This window comes from Enterococcus sp. CSURQ0835 (assembly GCF_902706605.1).
Classification (GTDB): domain Bacteria; phylum Bacillota; class Bacilli; order Lactobacillales; family Enterococcaceae; genus Enterococcus_A.
The window spans coordinates 1-18,945 of record NZ_CACSLH010000019.1 but is presented as its reverse complement, the minus strand read 5'-3'; the positions used below and the strand labels follow the sequence as shown (position 1 = coordinate 18,945).

The window sequence follows — 18,945 nt, the reverse complement described above, 5'->3', positions numbered from 1 at the left end:
TGGTATTCTTCCAGTGGTATAGTAAGCTGAATTCGTCAAAAACATTCAAAAAAGATAGGGTGATCAAAGATGGAAGTGTTAACAGTCAAAAATATTGTGCGGACATATGGCAGGGGAGCGGCAACATTTAATGCGTTAAAAGGAGTTGACCTGACGATTAAACAAGGTGAATCGGTTGCCATCGTTGGAAAAAGCGGATCGGGTAAATCGACTTTGATGCATATTTTAGCTTTATTGGACCAGCCGACTAATGGCGAGGTCACATTGCTAGGGCAAGCAACACAAACGATCAATAAGAAGGCGTTGAATCAGTTACGCAACCAAACATTCGGTTTTGTTTTTCAGCAATTTTTCTTAAATCCGAAAGACACTGTTTTAGAAAATGTTTTATTACCACTAAAAATCGCAGGTGTTCCGACGAAAAAACGTAAAAAAATGGCGTTGACGGTATTGCGTGCCGTGGAGTTGGAAAATAAAGCGGATAATTTAGCGAATGATTTATCCGGCGGGCAAAAACAACGTGTTTGCATCGCGCGTGCTTTAGTCAATAATCCTGAAATCATTTTCGCGGACGAACCGACTGGTAATTTAGATTCTACCACCAGTGAAAAAGTCGAGCAGCTCTTATTCCAATTGAATCAAACTAAAAAAATGACGTTGATCATCGTGACTCATGATCCTGAGCTAGCGGCGCGGTGCGATCGCCAAATTCAAATCAAAGATGGTTTGATCGTAAAGGAGGCGGTCTAAATGAAAATTCAAGATACAATCGCTGCAGCTAGTTCGAGTTTATGGCGCAATAAAGGCCGGACGATTCTAACCATTGTCGCGATTTTTATTGGGGCGTTTACGATTTCCATCACCACTGGGATCACGATCGGAGTCAATGATTATATCAACAAACAAGTCGCAAATGTAGGCCGCAAAGATCAGTTGAGCATCATGAAAAAAGTTGAACAGAATCAAGTAAAAGACCAACCGAAAAAATATGAGGCGAATCAAAGTGCTGCCGATGACTATTTAATGCAAACTGTCGATACGAAAAAAATTACGGCGGTCAAAGGCTTAACAGACATTGAGGAAAATCAAGCATTCCAAGCTGATTATATTCAAAGTCACGGGGCTAAATATGAACTTTCAGCCGGTTCAGCCGCTGGAATGAATGTTGATTTGAAAGCTGGTCGTCAAGTTTCTGCAACTAGCACAGCTTTTGAGATCGTCTTAGCACCGCAATATGTTAAAAGTCTCGGCTTTGCTTCAGCTAAACAAGCCTTGAAACAAACAGTCAAATTAGCCGCCACTTCCAAAGCGACTAAAAAACAAACGGTCGTGAAAGCTACAATCGTTGGTGTCCGTAACAAAAGCATCATCAACAATGGTGAATCGATCGTAAACCCAGCCTTAGCGGATAAATTAGTCGCCATCAATCAAGCAGGCATGCCAGCTGCGACTCAAAATGAATTTTACGGCTTAACTGCGCGAGTTAAACATCCGACTAAAGCTAACATTCAAAAGATCAAAGAACGATTAGCAAAAAAAGGTTATACTGCGACGACTTTTGAAGATGAACTGGGCTCACTACATTCGACGATCAATGCAGTGACCGGCGTGTTAACATTATTTGGGGCGATCGCTTTGTTAGCTGCAAGTTTTGGGATCATCAATACCCTTTACATGTCTGTCCAAGATCGTACCCGCGAGATCGGGTTGATGAAAGCGATGGGAATGGGAGGTAGCAAAGTCTTTCTAATTTTTAGTGTGGAAGCGTTACTCATTGGACTGTGGGGAGCCACCTTTGGAGTCATGGCAGCATTTGGTGCTGGTAAATTGATCAATCGAGTAGCGACTCATTCGTTTATCAAAGGACTAGATGGTTTGCAGTTGATCCAATTTTCGTGGCCGGCGACCTTTGCGATCATTGCGGTGATCATGTTGATCGCCTTTTTAGCTGGGACATTGCCGGCTAAGCGCGCCGCGCGCCTAGATCCCATCGAAGCATTACGGTATGAATAAGACGAAAAAATTTTTAAGGGCTAAAATCCCATTAGCTATAGGAACTAGCATCACTTTAGTTGACACAAGATTTAGAAAATTCAAAAAAACCGTTGACAATTTTTTTCGTCTGGTCTATGATGTGTTCAAGTCAATGACAGAAAGAGTACTTTTGGAAAAACTTTCAGCGAGCAATTGGGTGGTGGGAAATTGCAGTTTTGAAAAAAGGAAAGTAGTTCTCGAGACGCGTAAGTGACATGTGATTGAAGTTTACGACGGTTACCTCCGTTAGCGGGTATGATGCTTCTGTAAGAGTCATCGAGAGAGGATAAGTGAATTCATTTATCAAACAACGGTGGTACCGCGATTATTCGCCCGTTCGTCTTTTTAGACGAACGGGCTTTTTTATTTGTAAAGGAGGCCGGTTACATTTAGGAGCATCGCAAAAAATGATCGAAGGAGAATGTAAAATGGAAAAACTAACAAAAAAACAATTACTTTTATTAGCTTCATTGATTTTCGGGATGTTCTTTGGAGCCGGCAATTTGATTTTTCCCGCTCACTTAGGCCAATTAGCTGGTGAGCATTGGTTATCAGCTGGGATCGGCTTTTTGATCTCGGCGACATTGATCCCACTAAGTGCATTGATCGCCTTGAGTCAAACACGTTCGCAAGGGATTTTTGATATTGCAAAGCCAGTTGCTGGTTGGTACGGGATCTTATTTTTGATTTTGTGTCACTTGGCATTAGGTCCGATGTTTGCGACACCACGGACGGCTGCGTTAGGGTATCAGTTCAGTTTTGAAAGCTTAGTTCCTAAACGTTATGATCAATTAGGATTGTTCTTGTTTTCAGCGGCTTTCTTCGGTTTAGCTTACTACTTTTCAACTCGAGAAACGAATTTATTAAAAATCATCGGAAAATTATTGAATCCGGCATTTCTGATCATTTTATTCGCGATTTTTGCGATTGCTTTCATTCATCCATTTGGGACGTTACAACATATACCGGCTGATCAAGCGTATGGACATGGTTCCACGATCAAAGGCTTTTTAGAAGGCTACAATACGATGGATGCGCTAGCGGCTTTGGCGTTTGGTGTTACGATCATCCGCACGATCCGATTGTTAGGGATCAAAAAAGAAAAAGCGATCGCTAGTCAAACGATCAAAGCTGGCTCACTTTCGATGCTGCTGACGGCGGGGATTTACTTAGGAATTATTGCATTAGGTGCGATGTCACTGGCTAAGTTCCCCTTATCAGACAATGGCGGGATCGCCTTGACGCAGATCATCCGCTATTACTTTGGGCAACCAGGCATGATCGTAATGGGTGGTTTGACGATCTTAGCCGTATTCACGACCGCAATGGGATTGATTGCATCTTTTGCCCAAGACTTCTCTGCTCATTTCAGTATTTTAAGTTATAAAGGCTGGTTGCGCCTCACGACGTTGCTTTCGTTTTTGACGGCGAACTTTGGATTAGATGCGATCATCGCATGGACGATGCCATTTTTGATGCTGCTGTATCCACTCGCGATGGCGTTGATCATTCCCGGCTTATTCGCGCCACTGTTTAAACACGATCGGGTAATCTATCGTTTGTCAACTGCGTTTGCAGCGTTACCCGCGATTTTTGATGCAATCGGCGCTTTACCGATCCAAACGACTTTGACAAAAAATTTGACGGCAGGCTATCATCAGATCATCCCGTTTGCGACTCAAGGATTAGGGTGGATGATCCCAACAACTATCGGGCTAGGGTTAGCGATTGTCCTTCATCTTTTCCGGAAACACTCAGCCTTAGAAACGGTTGCTGAATAGTTAAGCAAAATCACGTCCACACATTTGATGATTAACTTATCAAATCGTTGTGGGCGTTTTGATTTGTTTTTCACTGCGATTTCCTTTACCATAGGATTAATCAAAAGTAGGAGGGCTACAGGAATGAAAAAAACTTTGAAGCTCGTTTTGTTCAGTGCAGCTGTGTTCGGCGGAAGCTTGGCTTTTGCGCAAAATAGTGAAGCCGCCATGATCTATCGAGTGTACAACCCAAATTCTGGTGAACACCATTATACGTCAAATATCGGCGAACGGGATAATCTCGTGAAAGTCGGTTGGGCCAACGAAGGGGAAGCTTGGGATGCACCGGATCAAGGAACGCCAGTCTATCGCCTTTACAATCCAAATTCCGGTGACCATCATTATACGCTAGACGTTGGCGAACGGGACAATCTCGTGAAAGTCGGTTGGCAAGATGAAGGGGTCGCCTTTCAGTCAGATCTAAAAAAAGAAGTTCCGATCTACCGACTGTACAATCCTCATGCCAATACAGGCAGCCATCATTATACGTATAGTCAAGCTGAAGTGAATTCACTGAAAAAAGCCGGCTGGAGTGACGAAGGGATCGCCTTTTATGCCCAAGCTAAACCAGAAAACTCTGGCCAGATCATTGTAAAAGATGCCGGCAAATATGGTCGGGCGATTTATAAAGCAGTGACCGGGGCAACTGATGAAGAGATCAACAACTCACAAATGCATAAGCCGGCTGATTTTGATGGTCAACCGATCACCAATACAAATGGCTGGTTCCGGACATTAGGCTATGATCAAGATTCCGTTACGAGTTATTTAGTATACCAAAGCGGTGATAAATTGCTTGCGACTGCTTATTTTATTGATAGTGGGAAAGTCGTCAATCAAATCTTCTTATTGGAGATCACGGATCAAAACAACGCGACTGTCCTCAGCACTAAAGATGCCGATAAACTTTAGTAAAAAAATAGCACCGTTCAGAATTTTTCTGAACGGTGCTATTTAGATTTTGATCCGAGACGAACTAAGTCAACGCCTAAAATTTAACTGTTAAGTTAACTGTTCTCGTTCCCGTTTAGCAAGAGCGGGCATCACAAAGCCGAGTCCGATTAAAACCGTGATCCCAACGATATTAATGATCAGTTCATGCCAGAAAAGTGATGAGCCGATCGGGGCATCTTGCGGTAAGATCCCGAATAACGTAGCGATCACTGTAACGATCAAACACCACATCCCAAACGCGACAGCTGCGCGATCATTTTTGATGAAGACATACTCTGATGGATAGTTTTTCGCATCTAAACGGACTTTAACAAAAGCATAAAAGATCCAACACGTGACCCCTGGAGAGATGATCCCGTTTAGATTCAATAACCAGTTGAAAATGTCATTCATTTCAGGTAAGAAAACGCCTAACAATAAGATGAAGGCACTTAATGCAGTCGTTAAAATATAGCCATTGATGGGCAGGCCATCAGCGTTTAACTTAGTCAATTTTTTCGGCATATATTTTTTCCCAGTATCTGCGATCAGCATCCGAGTCATGGCATCTAATAAGACGGCTAAAAGGGCACACATATAAATGATCTGAGTTACAGCAAAAATATACATCAAGCTATTGCCTAAATGATAAAACTCCCCGAGCCGCTGGAAGGCATAATAGGAACCATTCATCTTCAAATTGTTCGGTAAGTGATGCGCATTGAAGAAGACGCCCAGTGAAAAAGAACCGAAGACTGTTAAAAAGATCGTCATGACTGTCAACATGATCATCGATTTAGGAAATTCTCTTTGTGGATGCCGCATCTTTGTAACAAATGGCGCGATGAGTTCTGCTCCGTTAATCGCGTAGATCAATAATCCGATCGTAGTTAAATAATGCAGATCGAATTTTGGGATGATCGCTTGCAAGTTCATCGGTTGAGTCTCGATGTGACCTTCTGGCATGAATAAAGAAGTAAACGTCATCACCACAAACAAAAGCGCCATGATAAACATCGCACCACCACCTAAAGTACTCAAAACTTCCAGTGAGCGTTTGAAGCGGCGTTGTAAAATAATAAAGAGCAAAAAGACACAAAAGGTTAAAAGTGCAAAGACGTGATTGGACATTTTATCTTCCATTGAATCGTTGCCATTGATGAGCCAACCAAAACCAACTACGACCGCGTTAGCCGTATCGACCACATAAGGAATCGATGCAGCCCAATAGGTCCAAGCGGTGAAGTAGCCCAATTTTTCGCCACTCGTTCCGCGGACCCATGAACTCAATCCGCCACCTTCGTGATTGAAGATGGAACCTAACTGACCGACCATAAGTGAATAAGGAATGACATATAATAGTAGTAAAATAATCCATGAGGTGATGACCCCCATACCTTGATTGGCGAAATTATAGATGATATCATCAAAACCGATGACAGTGACAAATGACATCAAGGCTAAGATCGGCCATGAAATAAAACTTTTCTTTACTTGCAAATTCTTTTCCTCCTAATAGTTGATTGAGTTAATCAAAGATCAGGCAGGGGGGCTTGTTGCGATATTCGATTCGCATCGCAGACTTCCTTTCGAATTAAAAATACGATTTATCATGCCATAAAAAAGCGCACACCGTCAACTTTTAGGCAAAAAAAAAGAGCGGCGTGCTCTTTTTTACGGCGGAAAGGTCGCATTGACCCGACCAGCCATTAAATCCGATAATATTTTTTCAATAATTCAGCTTCATATTTTTCAGTGGCGTATTTGTGGATCGCGATGATCTTTTCTTTGTTGATGAAAAGTTTTGAGTTGTCTTCATCGCGCCAGAAAGAATAGTAGCCTTCATTTTGTTGGCCGCGTTGATTCATGATTTGGAACAAGCTGCGTTTGCTGTTACCTTCTTGCGTGATGTAAATCTCATGTGAACCACTTTCGGTTTGGATCTCGATCTTATACGCTTCAACTAAGTTCAATTAAGCCATCTCCTAACATTATTATAGGAATTCTAGCATGAAATATAAAAAAGCTCAACTGAAAACTTAAGTAGACCAATTTTAAACAACAATCTTTTTTATCTTTGAAGCGCTTTCTTGTAAGGGTATACGCCTTTTAGGTAAAAATAAAAAAATTAATCTAGCGAAAAATTTTTACTTGACCTTCACGTTACGGGAACCCTTAAGCTTAATTTATCGGAGGTGAACAAATGGAATACACGATCAAACAAATTGCGGAGCTATCAGGAGTAAGCGCACGGACGTTACGCTATTATGATGAAATCGGCTTATTACTACCGAAGCGACTCAATTCAGCAGGCTATCGGATTTATGGTAAAACACAATTAGACCGACTACAACAAATTTTATTTTATCGCACACTTGATTTTTCTCTAACGACGATTAAACAGATCCTCAATGCCCCTGACTTTGATCTTACCACAGCACTTGAATCACAACATCAAGCGCTGCTAAAAAAACGCCAGCAATTAGACACGCTCCTAGCGACTGTAGAAAAAACACTGGCTTATCACAAAGGAGAAATATCCATGACAGAACAAGAAAAATTTAGGGCGTTCAAACAGCAAGAGTTGACTGAAAACGAAAAAGAATACGGTGCCGAGCTTCGTGAAAGCTATGGCTCAGATGTGATTGAAGCCGCCAATCAAAAACGATTAGCTTTAAGTCAGTCCGATTATGAAGCGTTGCAAAAAACAGAAATGGAATTGCTGGCGCAGTTACAAAAGTATCTACGTGAACCGACAACTGAATTAGCAACACGTATTTTTCAACTTCATCGGCAGTGGTTGCAATTTTCTTGGCCAACATATTCCTTGAAAGCCCATCAAGGTTTAGCGCAAATGTATGTAGCTGATCCACGCTTTACTGCTTATTATGATGAAAGAGTGGGGCAGGGGGCAACCGCAGCTTTAGTGAAAATTATCGTAGCACAATAAAAAAAGACTGACAAATTTCGTCAGTCTTTTTGACTTTACTCTTATTAATTACGAAAGAAAAATTATTTTCCTTGCCAAGCTTTACCTTCATCTTGCCAACCTTGGCGGACCAAGTTGTCTTTTTCACCGGTATTTAAAGTATAGTGGTGAGAACCCGCGCCTTTTGCTTGAGGATTGTAAAGACGTAACAATGTTTTATCGCCACTAGAGTACCAAGACACGCCTTCATAATTCCAACCAGCTTTTACTAACGCGTCTTTTTCATTTGCGTTAGTGGTGTAATGGTGATCACCGGCATTTGGATTGTATAAACGGTAAACGGAGTCGCCAGATTCAGGCGCAGTCCAAGCCGTTCCTTCCATTTGCCAGCCTTGGCTAGTTAATGAATCCCGTTCACCTTCACCAGAAGTATAGAAATGTTCACCAGAATTTGGATTGTAAAGGCGGTACATCGGACCAGCTTTTGGATTTACCTGTGGCACAGCTGGAGCATCGGGTTCGTCGATCACGCGACGTGCAAAGGATGGCATGAAGTATTGCATGTCGATGACTTTAACAACATCACCGGGTTGTGGTGCGTGGATCATTTGACCATTCCCAATGTACATTCCAATATGATACGTTGCGCCTCGTGGGCCGTAAAATAATAAATCACCAGGTTGCAATGCATTCAAGCTGACATCTTGACCTTCATATTCTTGTTGGTATGTCACCCGCGGTAAGTTGATACCAACAGCGCGATAAGCGTATTGAATCAATCCAGAACAATCAAAGCCAGCTGGTGTCGTACCACCCCAAACATAGGGAACGCCTAAATATTTCATAGCTTCATTTACGACTTGGCTTTGTTTAGATGATGAGCGACGCAATAAAGAAGCATCTAGTTTTGCAGGAGAAACAGATGTCTCGCCGGCTACGTCTGGCATGTTCATGATTTGTTTGAACTGTTCTTCAGAATAACCAGCTGCTTTCGCTTTTTGCATTTCTTCATCGTAGTTCACTTTTTTATCAGTTGTTTGAGCAGCTGTAGGAGCTATAGTAGTTGTATTCTCAGTCGCATGTGCGAACGCAGGAAAGGCAAGTAGTACGCAAGGTAATAAGAAAACACCTAAATTCTTTTTGCTTCGTAATTTCATAAGTCCTCCTATGAATAGCTATCTTTGTTTTTTATATTGTTTCAACAAGACACATTATATAAGTTGCGAAAAAAGAAGTCTATAGCTCAACTAGCTGATTCAGCTTTGAAAAGTCGCATAAAATCTGTTATCAAGCGGTCTATCGGCTTTTATTACAGTGTTGTTAAAATTACAATTCAACATTATTTCCTCTGTGACAAATACAATTAAACGCTGAGTTATCAATCTTTCTCAGCGCTATGAAGACGGGGATGACGTCTAGTAAAACTGAAAAAATAGTTGCGGTTAACCGTATTTTTTATAACGAGGAATAGAAATGAGTGCCGTTATAAAAATAAGTCCACGCTTTCATTTTATTTCATTAGAAAGTTTGAAATTCAAACTAAACAAAAAAGAACATTTACCAGTAAACACTCCTTTGTGATCGGCCTAAAAGATTTGTTTTTTCCACCGAAGATACGACTAGTTTTGACTATTGAAAAAAGAAGCGTTGAATAAAAAAGAGTTGAGCATTTTGAAATGCTCAACTCTTTAAAGCTTTATTTCCCGTTCCAAGCAGAACCTTCATCTTTCCAGCCTTTAGCTAGTAACGCTGCTTTTTCGCCACCGCTTAATGTGTAGTGGTGGGCGCCAGCGCCTTTTGCTTGTGGGTTGTAAACGCGTAATAAAGTTTTGTCGCCATCAGAGTACCAAGAGATCCCTTCGTAGTTCCAACCAGCTTTTTGTAACATGTCGCGTTCATTTGAGTTCATCGTGTAATGATGATCCCCCGCATTTGGATTATATAACCGGTAAACGGGTGCCCCGGCTTCTGGTGCAGTCCAAGCTGTCCCTTCTAATTGCCAACCTTGCCCTGTTAAGTTATCGCGTTCTGCGTCGGTTGACGTGTAGAAATGTTCACCTGAGTTTGGATTGTACAAACGATGCATCGGACCGGCTTTTGGATTTACGCCGGGAACTGCAGGTGCATCTGGCTCGTCAATGATACGACGTGCAAACGATGGCATGAAGTATTTCATTTCAATTACTTTCACGACATCCCCCGGTTGAGGTGCATGGATCATTTGACCGTTTCCGATATACATTGCCACGTGATGCGTTGAACCACGAGCACCGTAGAATAATAGATCGCCAGGCTCTAATGCGTTCAAACTAACTTCTGTTCCTTCATATTCTTGCGTATACGTGACCCGTGAAATGTTGATCCCCGTTGCCCGGTACGCATATTGCATCAAACCAGAGCAATCAAACCCAGCTGGTGTCGTGCCGCCCCAAACATAAGGAACGCCTAAATATTTCAACGCTTCATTCACGACTTGGCTTTGTTTAGAAGACGTCCGTTGTAAGATTTGTGGTGCCAGTTTTGCGACGAGGATCTCTGTTGTTCCCGCAACGTTTGGCATCTCCATGATCTTTTTGAATTGTTCTTCTGAATAACCAGCCGCTTTGGCTTTTTTCAATTCTTCGTCTTGGTTCACACTTTTTTGTTCAACAGCTGTAGGAGCTGGCGTAGTCGTAGTCGTCTCATCCGCATGCGCAAAGGCAGGCAAGGCAAGTAGTAAGCAAGGTAATAATAAAGCACCTAAATTCTTTTTGCTTGATAATTTCATAATGTCCTCCTTGAGTTGTCTTTCGTATTTGTAATGGAGCTCGTATCGACAGGGGTCATTATATAAGCTGTAAATTGAGAAGTCTAGTTGCTGTTTTTTAAAAAAACGTTAAAAAGAGCTTAAAAACACCGCCACGAAGGAGTTTTGCTCTCGTTATTACAATGATGTTAAAATTACAATTCTATAATATTTCTTGTGTGTCATTTTTATGAAGCTCATTTTTTTAATTTGATACAAATTCTTTAAAATCAGTGCTTTAGCTAGTGACAGAAAAGGAGTTAGCCGGTGATAACAGTTTTTATTCTATAACGAAAAACGTTATTAGATTTATTATTTTATAAAATGAATTATTATTTCATTTTGCTTTTTGGTCATGGTCGTGCCTGGTTTTTTAGATTCGAGTCTCTTTAATGGCGTCGCGGATTTGCTGACGCACACGACTATTAGCTTCGTAGTTAGTCACGGAATACAACATGAATAGACAATCGATCAAACTAAATTGTGCTTGCATCGCCGACATCGCCTCTGAACGATAGGCGGTTTCTTCGGCAAAAGCAATCAACGCAACTTTGGCAGCTTGGGCTAACGGAGAAGCTGCGTAGCTTGTGATACAGATAATCGGGACTTGATTTTTTTCTAATAACTCGCATAAGTGTAAAATTTCTTGGTTGCGCCCAGTGTGGGAGATCACAATGGCACAATCATTAGCGGTCAATTTGGAAGCTAGCATCAACTGCATATGATAATCATTTTGAAATTCACACGGCAATGAAGTTCGGATAAACTTATGGAATGCATCTAAAGCTACGACTTGTGAGCCGCCCAAACCAAAAAAAGCAGCTTGTTTAGCCTGCGTTAAAATAGTTAGTGCAGCATCAAGTTGTGATTGCTCTAAAAAATTTTCGGTATCTTCCAATGACCGAATGTTAGCTGCAAATACTTTTTTAGCCAAGGTCAATGAATCATCTTGCCGCGAAAGATCAGAAAATAATTCTTTTGTATCGCTAGTGGGCATGCTGAGGGCGATCTTTAACTCTGGAAATGATTGGTAACCTAAGCGTTTTGCAAAACGAGAAATGGTCGCAGTTGAAAGGTCCACTGCTTGGCTCAGGTCTTGGATTGAACTTTTAGCTGCACGTTCTTGATGCTGCATTAAATAGTCCGCAATTTTTTTTTCGCTGGGACTTAGATCTTGATAAAAGGTTGTGATCGTATGTTGGATATCATTTGCCATTCAAAAAACCTCCTTAGTAAAAGTAACGAATTTTACTATTTTCTTCACTAGTATAGCACGACAAAAAAATGTATGTAAAATTTTTACATCAAAAAACTTGCAAAATGTAAAAATGTGACATAGAATGTAACCGAAAACATGACAGGAGGTATTTTAAAATGAAGATCGGTATGATCGGCTTAGGCAAGATGGGATTGAATCTAGTCGCGAATTTATTGGAGCAAGGAATTGAGGTGGCAGCGTATGATTTAAACTCAGCCGCAATCAAAGCAGCAGCGGATTTAGGTGCACAGCCCATTACGGAACTGAGTGAATTTGTGGAAGTATTACCTGCGCCGCGAATCGTGTGGGTCATGGTACCGGCTGGAGCCGCGACCGCGCAAATCATCACACAGTTACAACAACTTTTACAAGCAAAAGATATCGTGATCGATGGTGGGAACTCATTTTATGAAGATTCACTCCAACATGGACAGTTGCTGGCGAAAAAACACATTTACTTTTTTGATGTCGGCACTTCTGGTGGGATGAGCGGTGCGCGGTCGGGCGGTAACTTTATGATTGGTGGCACAGCAGAAGTTTTCCCGATCATCGAACCGATCTTTCAAGCAATCGCTCAACCAGCTGGTTATCTTTACACCGGGGAAGTCGGCAGTGGTCATTATTTAAAAATGGTTCATAATGGCATCGAATACGGTATGATGCAGGCGATCGCAGAAGGATTTGATTTGTTAGAGCACAGTCCTTATGCGTATGACAATGAAAAAGTTGCGAAGGTGTGGAATCATGGATCGGTCGTTCGCAGCTGGCTGATGGAGTTAGCTGAAGAAGCTTTTCAAGCCGATCCACATTTGGAAAATTTAAAAGGAACGATGTATTCATCAGGTGAAGGATTATGGACGGTGGAAGAAGCATTAAAACGTCAAGTTCCGCTGCCAGTGATTACGTTAGCTTTGCAAATGCGTTATCGCTCGCTAGAAGATGATACTTTTACGGGGAAAGTCGTCGCATCGTTGCGGAATGGTTTTGGCGGTCACGCCGTAAACAAATAGGAGGGAACAACATGAACTATGTGATCGGAGCCGATATTGGGACTACGAGTACTAAAGCTGTTTTATACGATCAAACGGGAACGGTTTTAGAGTATGCCAACGTTGGTTATCCGCTGTATCAAACTGAACCTGATATGGCAGAACAAGATGTAGAAGAAATTTTTGAAGCGGTCGTGGATGCGTTGACTCAAGTCACACGACGTGCCGCGATCGATCCCAAAGACATCAAAGGCGTTTCATTTTCTGCTGCTATGCATTCATTGATCGTTTTAGATGAAGAAAAGAAACCGTTGACTCGATCGATCACGTGGGCAGATAATCGCGCAGCTAAATATAGTGAACAATTGAAAGCGTCTGGGCTAGGACAAAAAATTTATGAAAAAACAGGAACCCCGATCCATCCGATGGCGCCACTGTCTAAAATTATTTGGCTACGAACAGAAAAACCAGAACTGTTTGCACAGGCACGCTACTTTATTGGGATCAAAGAATATGTACTGTATAAATTGTTTGGGGAATTAAAGATCGATCAATCGATTGCATCGGCGACGGGCTTGTTCAATATTTTTACGCTTGATTGGGAGCCTGAAGCACTAAAAGTTGCTGGAATCACAGCGGCGCAATTACCAGAAGTCGTATCGACGAGTTATCAATTTCACGGTTTGAAGCATGCTTATGCGGAAGTGACCGGGTTACCTGAAGAAATCGCGTTTGTGATCGGTGCCAGTGATGGTGTTTTGTCGAACCTAGGCGTGAATGCCGTTGAAGAAGGTGTCTTAGCTTTAACGATTGGCACAAGTGGAGCGATCCGGCAAGTGGTCAATCAGCCTGCCACTGATCCGAAAGGTCGACTATTTTGTTACGTTTTAGCCGAAGATCGTTGGGTGATCGGTGGTCCAGTCAATAATGGTGGAATCGTATTTCGTTGGGTACGGGATCAACTATTCACACCAGAAAAAGAAACCGCTGCTCAAATGAAAGTCGATAGTTATGATCTGCTGACTAATATGGCAGAAAAAATCCCCGCCGGTTCTGATGGCCTGATCTTTTTACCTTATTTAGGTGGAGAGCGGGCGCCACTGTGGGATGCGAATGCACGGGGCACGTTCTTTGGCTTGAATCGGAGTCATACGCGGGCTCACATGTTACGTGCCGCATTGGAAGGGATCGTCTTTAATTTATATACGGTACTTTTAGCCTTAGAGGAAGTGACAGGTTCACCTAAATCGATCCAAGCAACTGGAGGTTTTGCTCGTTCTAGTTTATGGCGCCAAATGCTAGCCGATATTTTTGAACGCGAAGTTACCATTCCCGAAAGTTTTGAAAGTTCTTGTTTAGGCGCAGCCGTCTTGGGGATGAAATCACTTGGCTTGATCGATGATTTGACTGCAGTAAAAGAGATGGTAGGCGTCACGAAGACCCACCAACCTAATGAAGAAAATTACGCAGCTTACCGTGACTTGTTGCCGATCTTTATTCGTCTAAGTCGAACTTTAAGTCAGGAGTATAAAGCAATCGCAGAATATCAACGCAACCATTAAACTATGATTTACCTTGCACCAAATAGCGTGACAAGAAGCTTAGTTCCAACGAAAAAAAACTTTTTGTCACGACTTTCTACTATTATATATAGGGAGGCGCAAATCATGCAATTATTCATTGTTGTGTTAGGCGTGTTATTACTATTATTTTTGATTGGAAAAGCAAAATTGAATACCTTTGTGTCATTAGTGATCGTATCATTTATCGTAGCGATCGCATTAGGGATGCCATTAGGGAAAATTCCAGCATCGATTGAAACTGGGATTGGTTCACAACTTGGGCACTTAGCATTAGTCTTTGGTTTTGGCGCAATGTTAGGACGTTTAGTTGCTGACGCGGGCGGTGCCTTTCGAATCGCGCATACATTGATCGATCGATTTGGGAAAAAGAAGATTCAAATCGCAGTCGTATTAGCTTCTTTTATTATTGGAATCGCTTTATTTTTTGAAGTCGGCTTAGTATTACTACTACCGATCATTTTTGCGATCGCTTCTGAGTTAGGACTTTCGATGATGTATTTAGGTTTGCCAATGGTGGCAGCCCTTTCAGCAACACATGGCTTTTTGCCACCGCATCCTGCACCGACTGCGATCGCCGGTGTGTATGGTGCAAATGTCGGGATGGTCTTAGTCTATGGCTTGATCATTGCGGTGCCTACCGTATTGATTGCTGGACCAGTTTTTACTAAAACCGCACAAAAAATGGTACCCACTGCGTTTAAACCTTCAGGGAATTTATCTGCGATGGGTGAGTTCAAAGAGTTCAAGTTAGCTGAGACGCCTAGTTTCTTCAGTAGTACGCTTACTTCATTGTTCCCGGTCATTTTGATGGCGATCGCTACGATTTATGAGATGCTGGTTCATGGTGGGAAAGCACCTAAAAATCCTTCACTTTTAGATAGTATCATCACGTTCATTGGTTCGCCGGGGGTCGCGATGCTCCTTTCATTACTCGTTGCGATCTACACGATGGGAATCCGGCGCAAGATCCCCATGAAAGAGTTGATGAATTCTTTAGAACAAGCTATCAAACAAATTGCGATGATGCTCTTGATCATTGGCGGTGGTGGCGCGTTCAAACAAGTGTTGATCGATGGCGGAGTTGGTGATTATGTCGCGCAACTCTTTAAAGGATCTAGCATGTCACCGATCTTATTAGCTTGGTTGATTGCAGTCGTTTTACGGTTAGCTTTAGGTTCCGCAACAGTGGCAGCGCTAACAGCAGCTGGTTTAGCCGCCCCTTTGATGGCAGCTACCGGAACTGACCCGGCATTGATGGTGATTGCTACAGGTGCCGGTAGTTTATTTTTCAGTCATGTCAATGATGCTGGTTTTTGGATGTTTAAAGAATACTTTGATCTCACATTAAAAGAGACATTGATGACGTGGTCGGTTTTAGAAACGATTATTGCGATTGTCGGATTAGTTGGTGCATTGGTGTTGAATTTAGTAGTAGCTTAAAAAAAAGGGTTGTGATGCTTGGTCATCACAACCCTTTTTTGAACAATCGATCAGTTAAGATAACACAAAGAAATTCTAGTTTTTTCTCCGAAAGTTTTTTTATAAAACAAAAAAGTTCAGTCGTTCTAAAATTGACAGTTCGCTTAAAATCGCCTACCATAAAAATAAGATGATAAAAAAACGAATGTAAATTCATCTTAACAACAAAAATTTCTTGATTTTTATCTTTGAAATTAGCTAATAGTAATGAAGACTGTCAAATTATCAAAATTCTTTATTCAGAGAATTTAGTAAGAGGTTGTATTTTAATTAAAATAAAAAAACAGTAGGAGGAAGAAAAATGACGTGGTATTTATCACAATCGTGGGAAGAATTTCAACAGGAGTTAGAAACGATTCGGCATCACTTGCATCGTAACCCCGAAGTCGGGATGGAACTAGAGCAAACGAAAGCGTTTGTCTGGCAACAATTAGAAAAAATTGGGTATGCGCCGAAAGCTTGTGGCAAAGCAGGAATCGTGTGTACGGTGGGTCAAGGTGAAAAAGTTTTCTTATTACGTGCCGATATGGATGCGCTGCCAGTGAAAGAATTGACTGATCTACCTTTCAAATCTACCAATGATTATATGCATGCATGCGGTCATGATCTGCACACGACGATGCTCTTAGGGGCGGCCAAGATCTTAAAAGAAAACGAAAGCAAACTAGCCGGTACGGTCAAATTATTCTTTCAACCTGGCGAAGAGATTTTAAGCGGGGCATTTGATTGTTTGGAACACGGTTTGTTGGAAGATCCAAAAGTCGATGCCGGAGCCATGATGCACGTTTTCCCGTATAAAGATCGTGAGCCTGGTGAGATTTTTGTCGCACCCGGTGGCACCTTTATGGCGAGTGCTGATTGGTTTGAGATTCAAGTAGAAGGAGTCGGAAGTCATGGGTCAACTCCTGAACTAGGGGTTGATCCAATCAATGTTGCGGCTAAGATTTACGAAGGCTTGCAGACGCTATCCGCGCGTGAAATTAGTTCAAAAGAACGGTTTGTTCTAACGGTGGGTGAATTTCAGGCAGGAAGTCCCGGGTCATCTAATGTTATTCCGAATGAAGCCGTGATGAAGGGTACGTTACGAACGTTGAATGAAGCAACGCGGCAACAAGTGAAAACACGGATGGCTGAGATCGCCCAACATATCGGCAACGCATATCGAGCTAAGGTCAAGGTCATCTTTACGAATGGTTGTCGCAGCAATGTCGTTTCACCAGAGCTAGCGGAGCAGCTGACGGATCATTTTGATCATGTTTTTGCGGGGAAACGATTAGCTTTAGCTGATTTTTCTCATGATGTTCCCTTGATGGGCAGTGAAGATTTTGGTGAGATCAGTCATCAGATCCCGACGGTTACGATGTTTATATCAGCAGCTAAAACGAATTTGATGTTGCATAATCCGCAGATCGTCTTGGAAGATGCTATCATGTCTTTTGGTGCGCAAGTCTATGTGGAAACGGCAGCTTGTTACTTCGGTCAGTCTGCATTTGAGCCGGAGAGAGTGAAGGTGCGCGCATGGAAATAGCCAAGCAGCGGAAAACCTCACTGATTTTGATTTTTTTAGGTTATAGTTGTGTGTATTTAGATAAGACGATCATCGGCATGTCGATCATTCCGATGGCTCAAGATCTTGGAATCGATGCTAGTCAAAAAGGGTTGATTTTGAGTACGTTCTTTTTAGGCTATACATTGTTCCAAATTCCATTTGGTTATTTAGGTAATCGCTTTGGTTCTCGGAAGATCATGATCTTCTCAGTCTTATTGATTGGAGCTTTAATGTTCTTCTTAGGGCTAGGTTTTTCTTTACTGTATGTCTTATTGATTCGCTTTTGTGCGGGTTCGTTTGCCCATGCTGGTTATCCATCGGCTGTCAGTGGCTTTATCACAAAAGAAGTTCCTACCGATCAGCGTGGACCGGTTCAATCTTCAATGATCGCTTCTTCAGGTTTTGCTTCGGTCGTAGGACCATTAGTAGCTGCGCCGTGTTTGGTAGCGTTCGGCTGGAAAAATACGTACTTCATTTATGGGATCGTAGTCAGTTTGTTGGCTGTGATCATGTTAAAAGGGATCCCGCAACGATTTGGTCAAAAGATGAGTACAAAAGGGAAAAATACCAATCTTGGTTTGACTGAAGTATTAAAAGATCAAAATGTGTGGGTATTAGTATTGTCTTCCTTTTTCATGAATGCAGCGTTTTACGGACTGACTAGTTGGCAAGCTTCTTATTTAGTCGATACCTTTCATTTGACGATGGGACAAACATCAGGTTTGACGGCTGCAATCGGTGCGGTGTTGATGGCAACGGCGATGGGTTCAGGAATAATCGTTAAGAAATATTTCTTGCACCGCGAGAAAGGTTTCATTTTAACGGCTGCGCTGATCGGTGGATTAGCTGCTTTTGCGACTTCATTGACTAGTAATTTGATCGTTTGTGGCTTCTTTTTAGCTATCGCTGTTGGATGTGCTGGTTGTGCTTTTTCAACTTTGATGAGTATGCCAGTCAAATTATTCAAAGCTGAGGAAGTCTCAACAAAATATTCGATCATCAATGCAGTCGGCGTATCGGGCGGTTTCTTTGCCCCGATCGTGATGGGACAATTAGTTGATCTAGCCAATGGTTCATATGCCAGTGCGTTTATTTTCATCGCGATCACATTTGGCTTATCTGGTTTGATCGCACTCGTGATCCAAAAGAAAAAAGAAGCAGCACCACTAGAAATGACGGAAAATTAATTACCAAAGAGATTAAGATAAATCAAAATCTAACCGCCGTAAGTTGAGCTAGAATGTCAACTTACGACGGCTTTTTTTGTAATCCCAAATCTAAAAATGGCCAGCTTCACAAATTAGCTCTCGGAAATAAGGTGACGGCTCGTGGAAAAAAACACCTTGTTTCTCCACCTTAGTTCTTTGAGGCTGAACGTGTTCGTTACACTTTTCTTAGTTAAGAGTAGCGATTCATTATTTTCAGAAAATTTAATTACTTCAAAAGTAGTATATAATGATTTTCACTAGTGTTGCACAAATAATTTCAGAAAAATCTGAAAACTATGTTTCATTCAAAATTGCAAAAAAGTCGAATGCTTACGCAGCGGATGACTTTTATTCCAGAAATTGTACGTTTTATTAAAT

At 41.8% G+C, this 18,945-nt stretch carries 15 protein-coding genes and 1 other annotated feature; of the genes, 10 read left to right on the top strand and 5 right to left on the bottom strand.

Going from position 1 to position 18,945, the window contains the following annotated elements; all coding sequences use genetic code 11:
* Positions 1-69 precede the first annotated feature (69 nt).
* The 4 genes from GVJ38_RS08785 (at position 70) to GVJ38_RS08770 (ending at position 4,766) form a co-directional block, all read left to right on the top strand.
* Positions 70-750, top strand: coding sequence for an ABC transporter ATP-binding protein (locus GVJ38_RS08785; protein ID WP_159722784.1), 681 nt, complete (start codon positions 70-72; stop codon positions 748-750).
* Positions 751-2,013 carry an ABC transporter permease gene (locus GVJ38_RS08780; protein WP_159722783.1) on the top strand — a complete coding sequence of 421 codons (1,263 nt, stop codon included), beginning with the start codon at positions 751-753 and terminating at the stop codon, positions 2,011-2,013. It abuts the gene before it with no gap.
* A 124-nt stretch (positions 2,014-2,137) separates the two neighbouring features.
* Positions 2,138-2,374, top strand: a binding site (T-box leader).
* 88 nt (positions 2,375-2,462) lie between these two features.
* Positions 2,463-3,815 (top strand): branched-chain amino acid transport system II carrier protein, encoded by a 1,353-nt coding sequence (gene brnQ / locus GVJ38_RS08775; protein ID WP_159722782.1) that lies wholly within the window; start codon positions 2,463-2,465, stop codon positions 3,813-3,815.
* 123 nt (positions 3,816-3,938) lie between these two features.
* Entirely contained in the window at positions 3,939-4,766 is an 828-nt protein-coding gene (locus GVJ38_RS08770) for a hypothetical protein (RefSeq protein WP_159722781.1), read from the top strand.
* 90 nt (positions 4,767-4,856) lie between these two features.
* Here the strand turns inward: GVJ38_RS08770 and GVJ38_RS08765 are convergent, their stop codons facing one another.
* Together GVJ38_RS08765 and GVJ38_RS08760 are read right to left on the bottom strand one after the other, a co-directional pair.
* Entirely contained in the window at positions 4,857-6,287 is a 1,431-nt protein-coding gene (locus tag GVJ38_RS08765; protein ID WP_268839983.1) for an APC family permease, read from the bottom strand.
* A gap of 209 nt (positions 6,288-6,496) precedes the next feature.
* A complete protein-coding gene (locus GVJ38_RS08760; protein WP_159722780.1) occupies positions 6,497-6,760 on the bottom strand; it encodes a hypothetical protein in 264 nt (87 codons plus the stop codon).
* A gap of 230 nt (positions 6,761-6,990) precedes the next feature.
* Here GVJ38_RS08760 and GVJ38_RS08755 point away from each other — a divergent pair, with 230 nt between their 5' ends.
* Entirely contained in the window at positions 6,991-7,737 is a 747-nt protein-coding gene (locus GVJ38_RS08755; RefSeq protein ID WP_159722779.1) for a MerR family transcriptional regulator, read from the top strand.
* A 62-nt stretch (positions 7,738-7,799) separates the two neighbouring features.
* On the opposite strand, the gene GVJ38_RS08750 is transcribed toward GVJ38_RS08755, so the two are convergent.
* The 3 genes from GVJ38_RS08750 to GVJ38_RS08740 form a co-directional block, all read right to left on the bottom strand.
* Positions 7,800-8,873, bottom strand: a complete 1,074-nt coding sequence (locus GVJ38_RS08750) for an NlpC/P60 family protein (RefSeq protein ID WP_159722778.1) — start codon at positions 8,871-8,873, stop codon at positions 7,800-7,802.
* Between the two features lie 539 nt (positions 8,874-9,412).
* The gene (locus GVJ38_RS08745) at positions 9,413-10,483 is read right to left on the bottom strand and encodes an NlpC/P60 family protein (RefSeq protein ID WP_159722777.1); all 1,071 of its coding nucleotides are present in this window, start codon (positions 10,481-10,483) and stop codon (positions 9,413-9,415) included.
* A gap of 391 nt (positions 10,484-10,874) precedes the next feature.
* Positions 10,875-11,717 (bottom strand): MurR/RpiR family transcriptional regulator, encoded by an 843-nt coding sequence (locus tag GVJ38_RS08740; RefSeq protein WP_159722776.1) that lies wholly within the window; start codon positions 11,715-11,717, stop codon positions 10,875-10,877.
* 158 nt (positions 11,718-11,875) lie between these two features.
* Here GVJ38_RS08740 and gnd point away from each other — a divergent pair, with 158 nt between their 5' ends.
* From gnd to GVJ38_RS08715, 5 genes are all read left to right on the top strand, one after another.
* The gene (gene gnd / locus GVJ38_RS08735; protein ID WP_159722775.1) at positions 11,876-12,769 is read left to right on the top strand and encodes a phosphogluconate dehydrogenase (NAD(+)-dependent, decarboxylating); all 894 of its coding nucleotides are present in this window, start codon (positions 11,876-11,878) and stop codon (positions 12,767-12,769) included.
* Between the two features lie 11 nt (positions 12,770-12,780).
* A complete protein-coding gene (gntK, locus tag GVJ38_RS08730; protein ID WP_159722774.1) occupies positions 12,781-14,310 on the top strand; it encodes a gluconokinase in 1,530 nt (509 codons plus the stop codon).
* Positions 14,311-14,415: 105 nt separating this feature from the next.
* Positions 14,416-15,771, top strand: coding sequence for a gluconate:H+ symporter (locus GVJ38_RS08725; protein ID WP_159722773.1), 1,356 nt, complete (start codon positions 14,416-14,418; stop codon positions 15,769-15,771).
* Between the two features lie 340 nt (positions 15,772-16,111).
* On the top strand, positions 16,112-17,338 hold the full coding sequence (locus GVJ38_RS08720; RefSeq protein WP_159722772.1) for a M20 metallopeptidase family protein: 1,227 nt from the start codon (positions 16,112-16,114) through the stop codon (positions 17,336-17,338).
* Positions 17,329-18,546, top strand: a complete 1,218-nt coding sequence (locus tag GVJ38_RS08715) for an MFS transporter (RefSeq protein ID WP_159722771.1) — start codon at positions 17,329-17,331, stop codon at positions 18,544-18,546. The genes GVJ38_RS08720 and GVJ38_RS08715 overlap by 10 nt, the downstream gene beginning before the upstream one ends.
* Positions 18,547-18,945 lie beyond the last annotated feature (399 nt).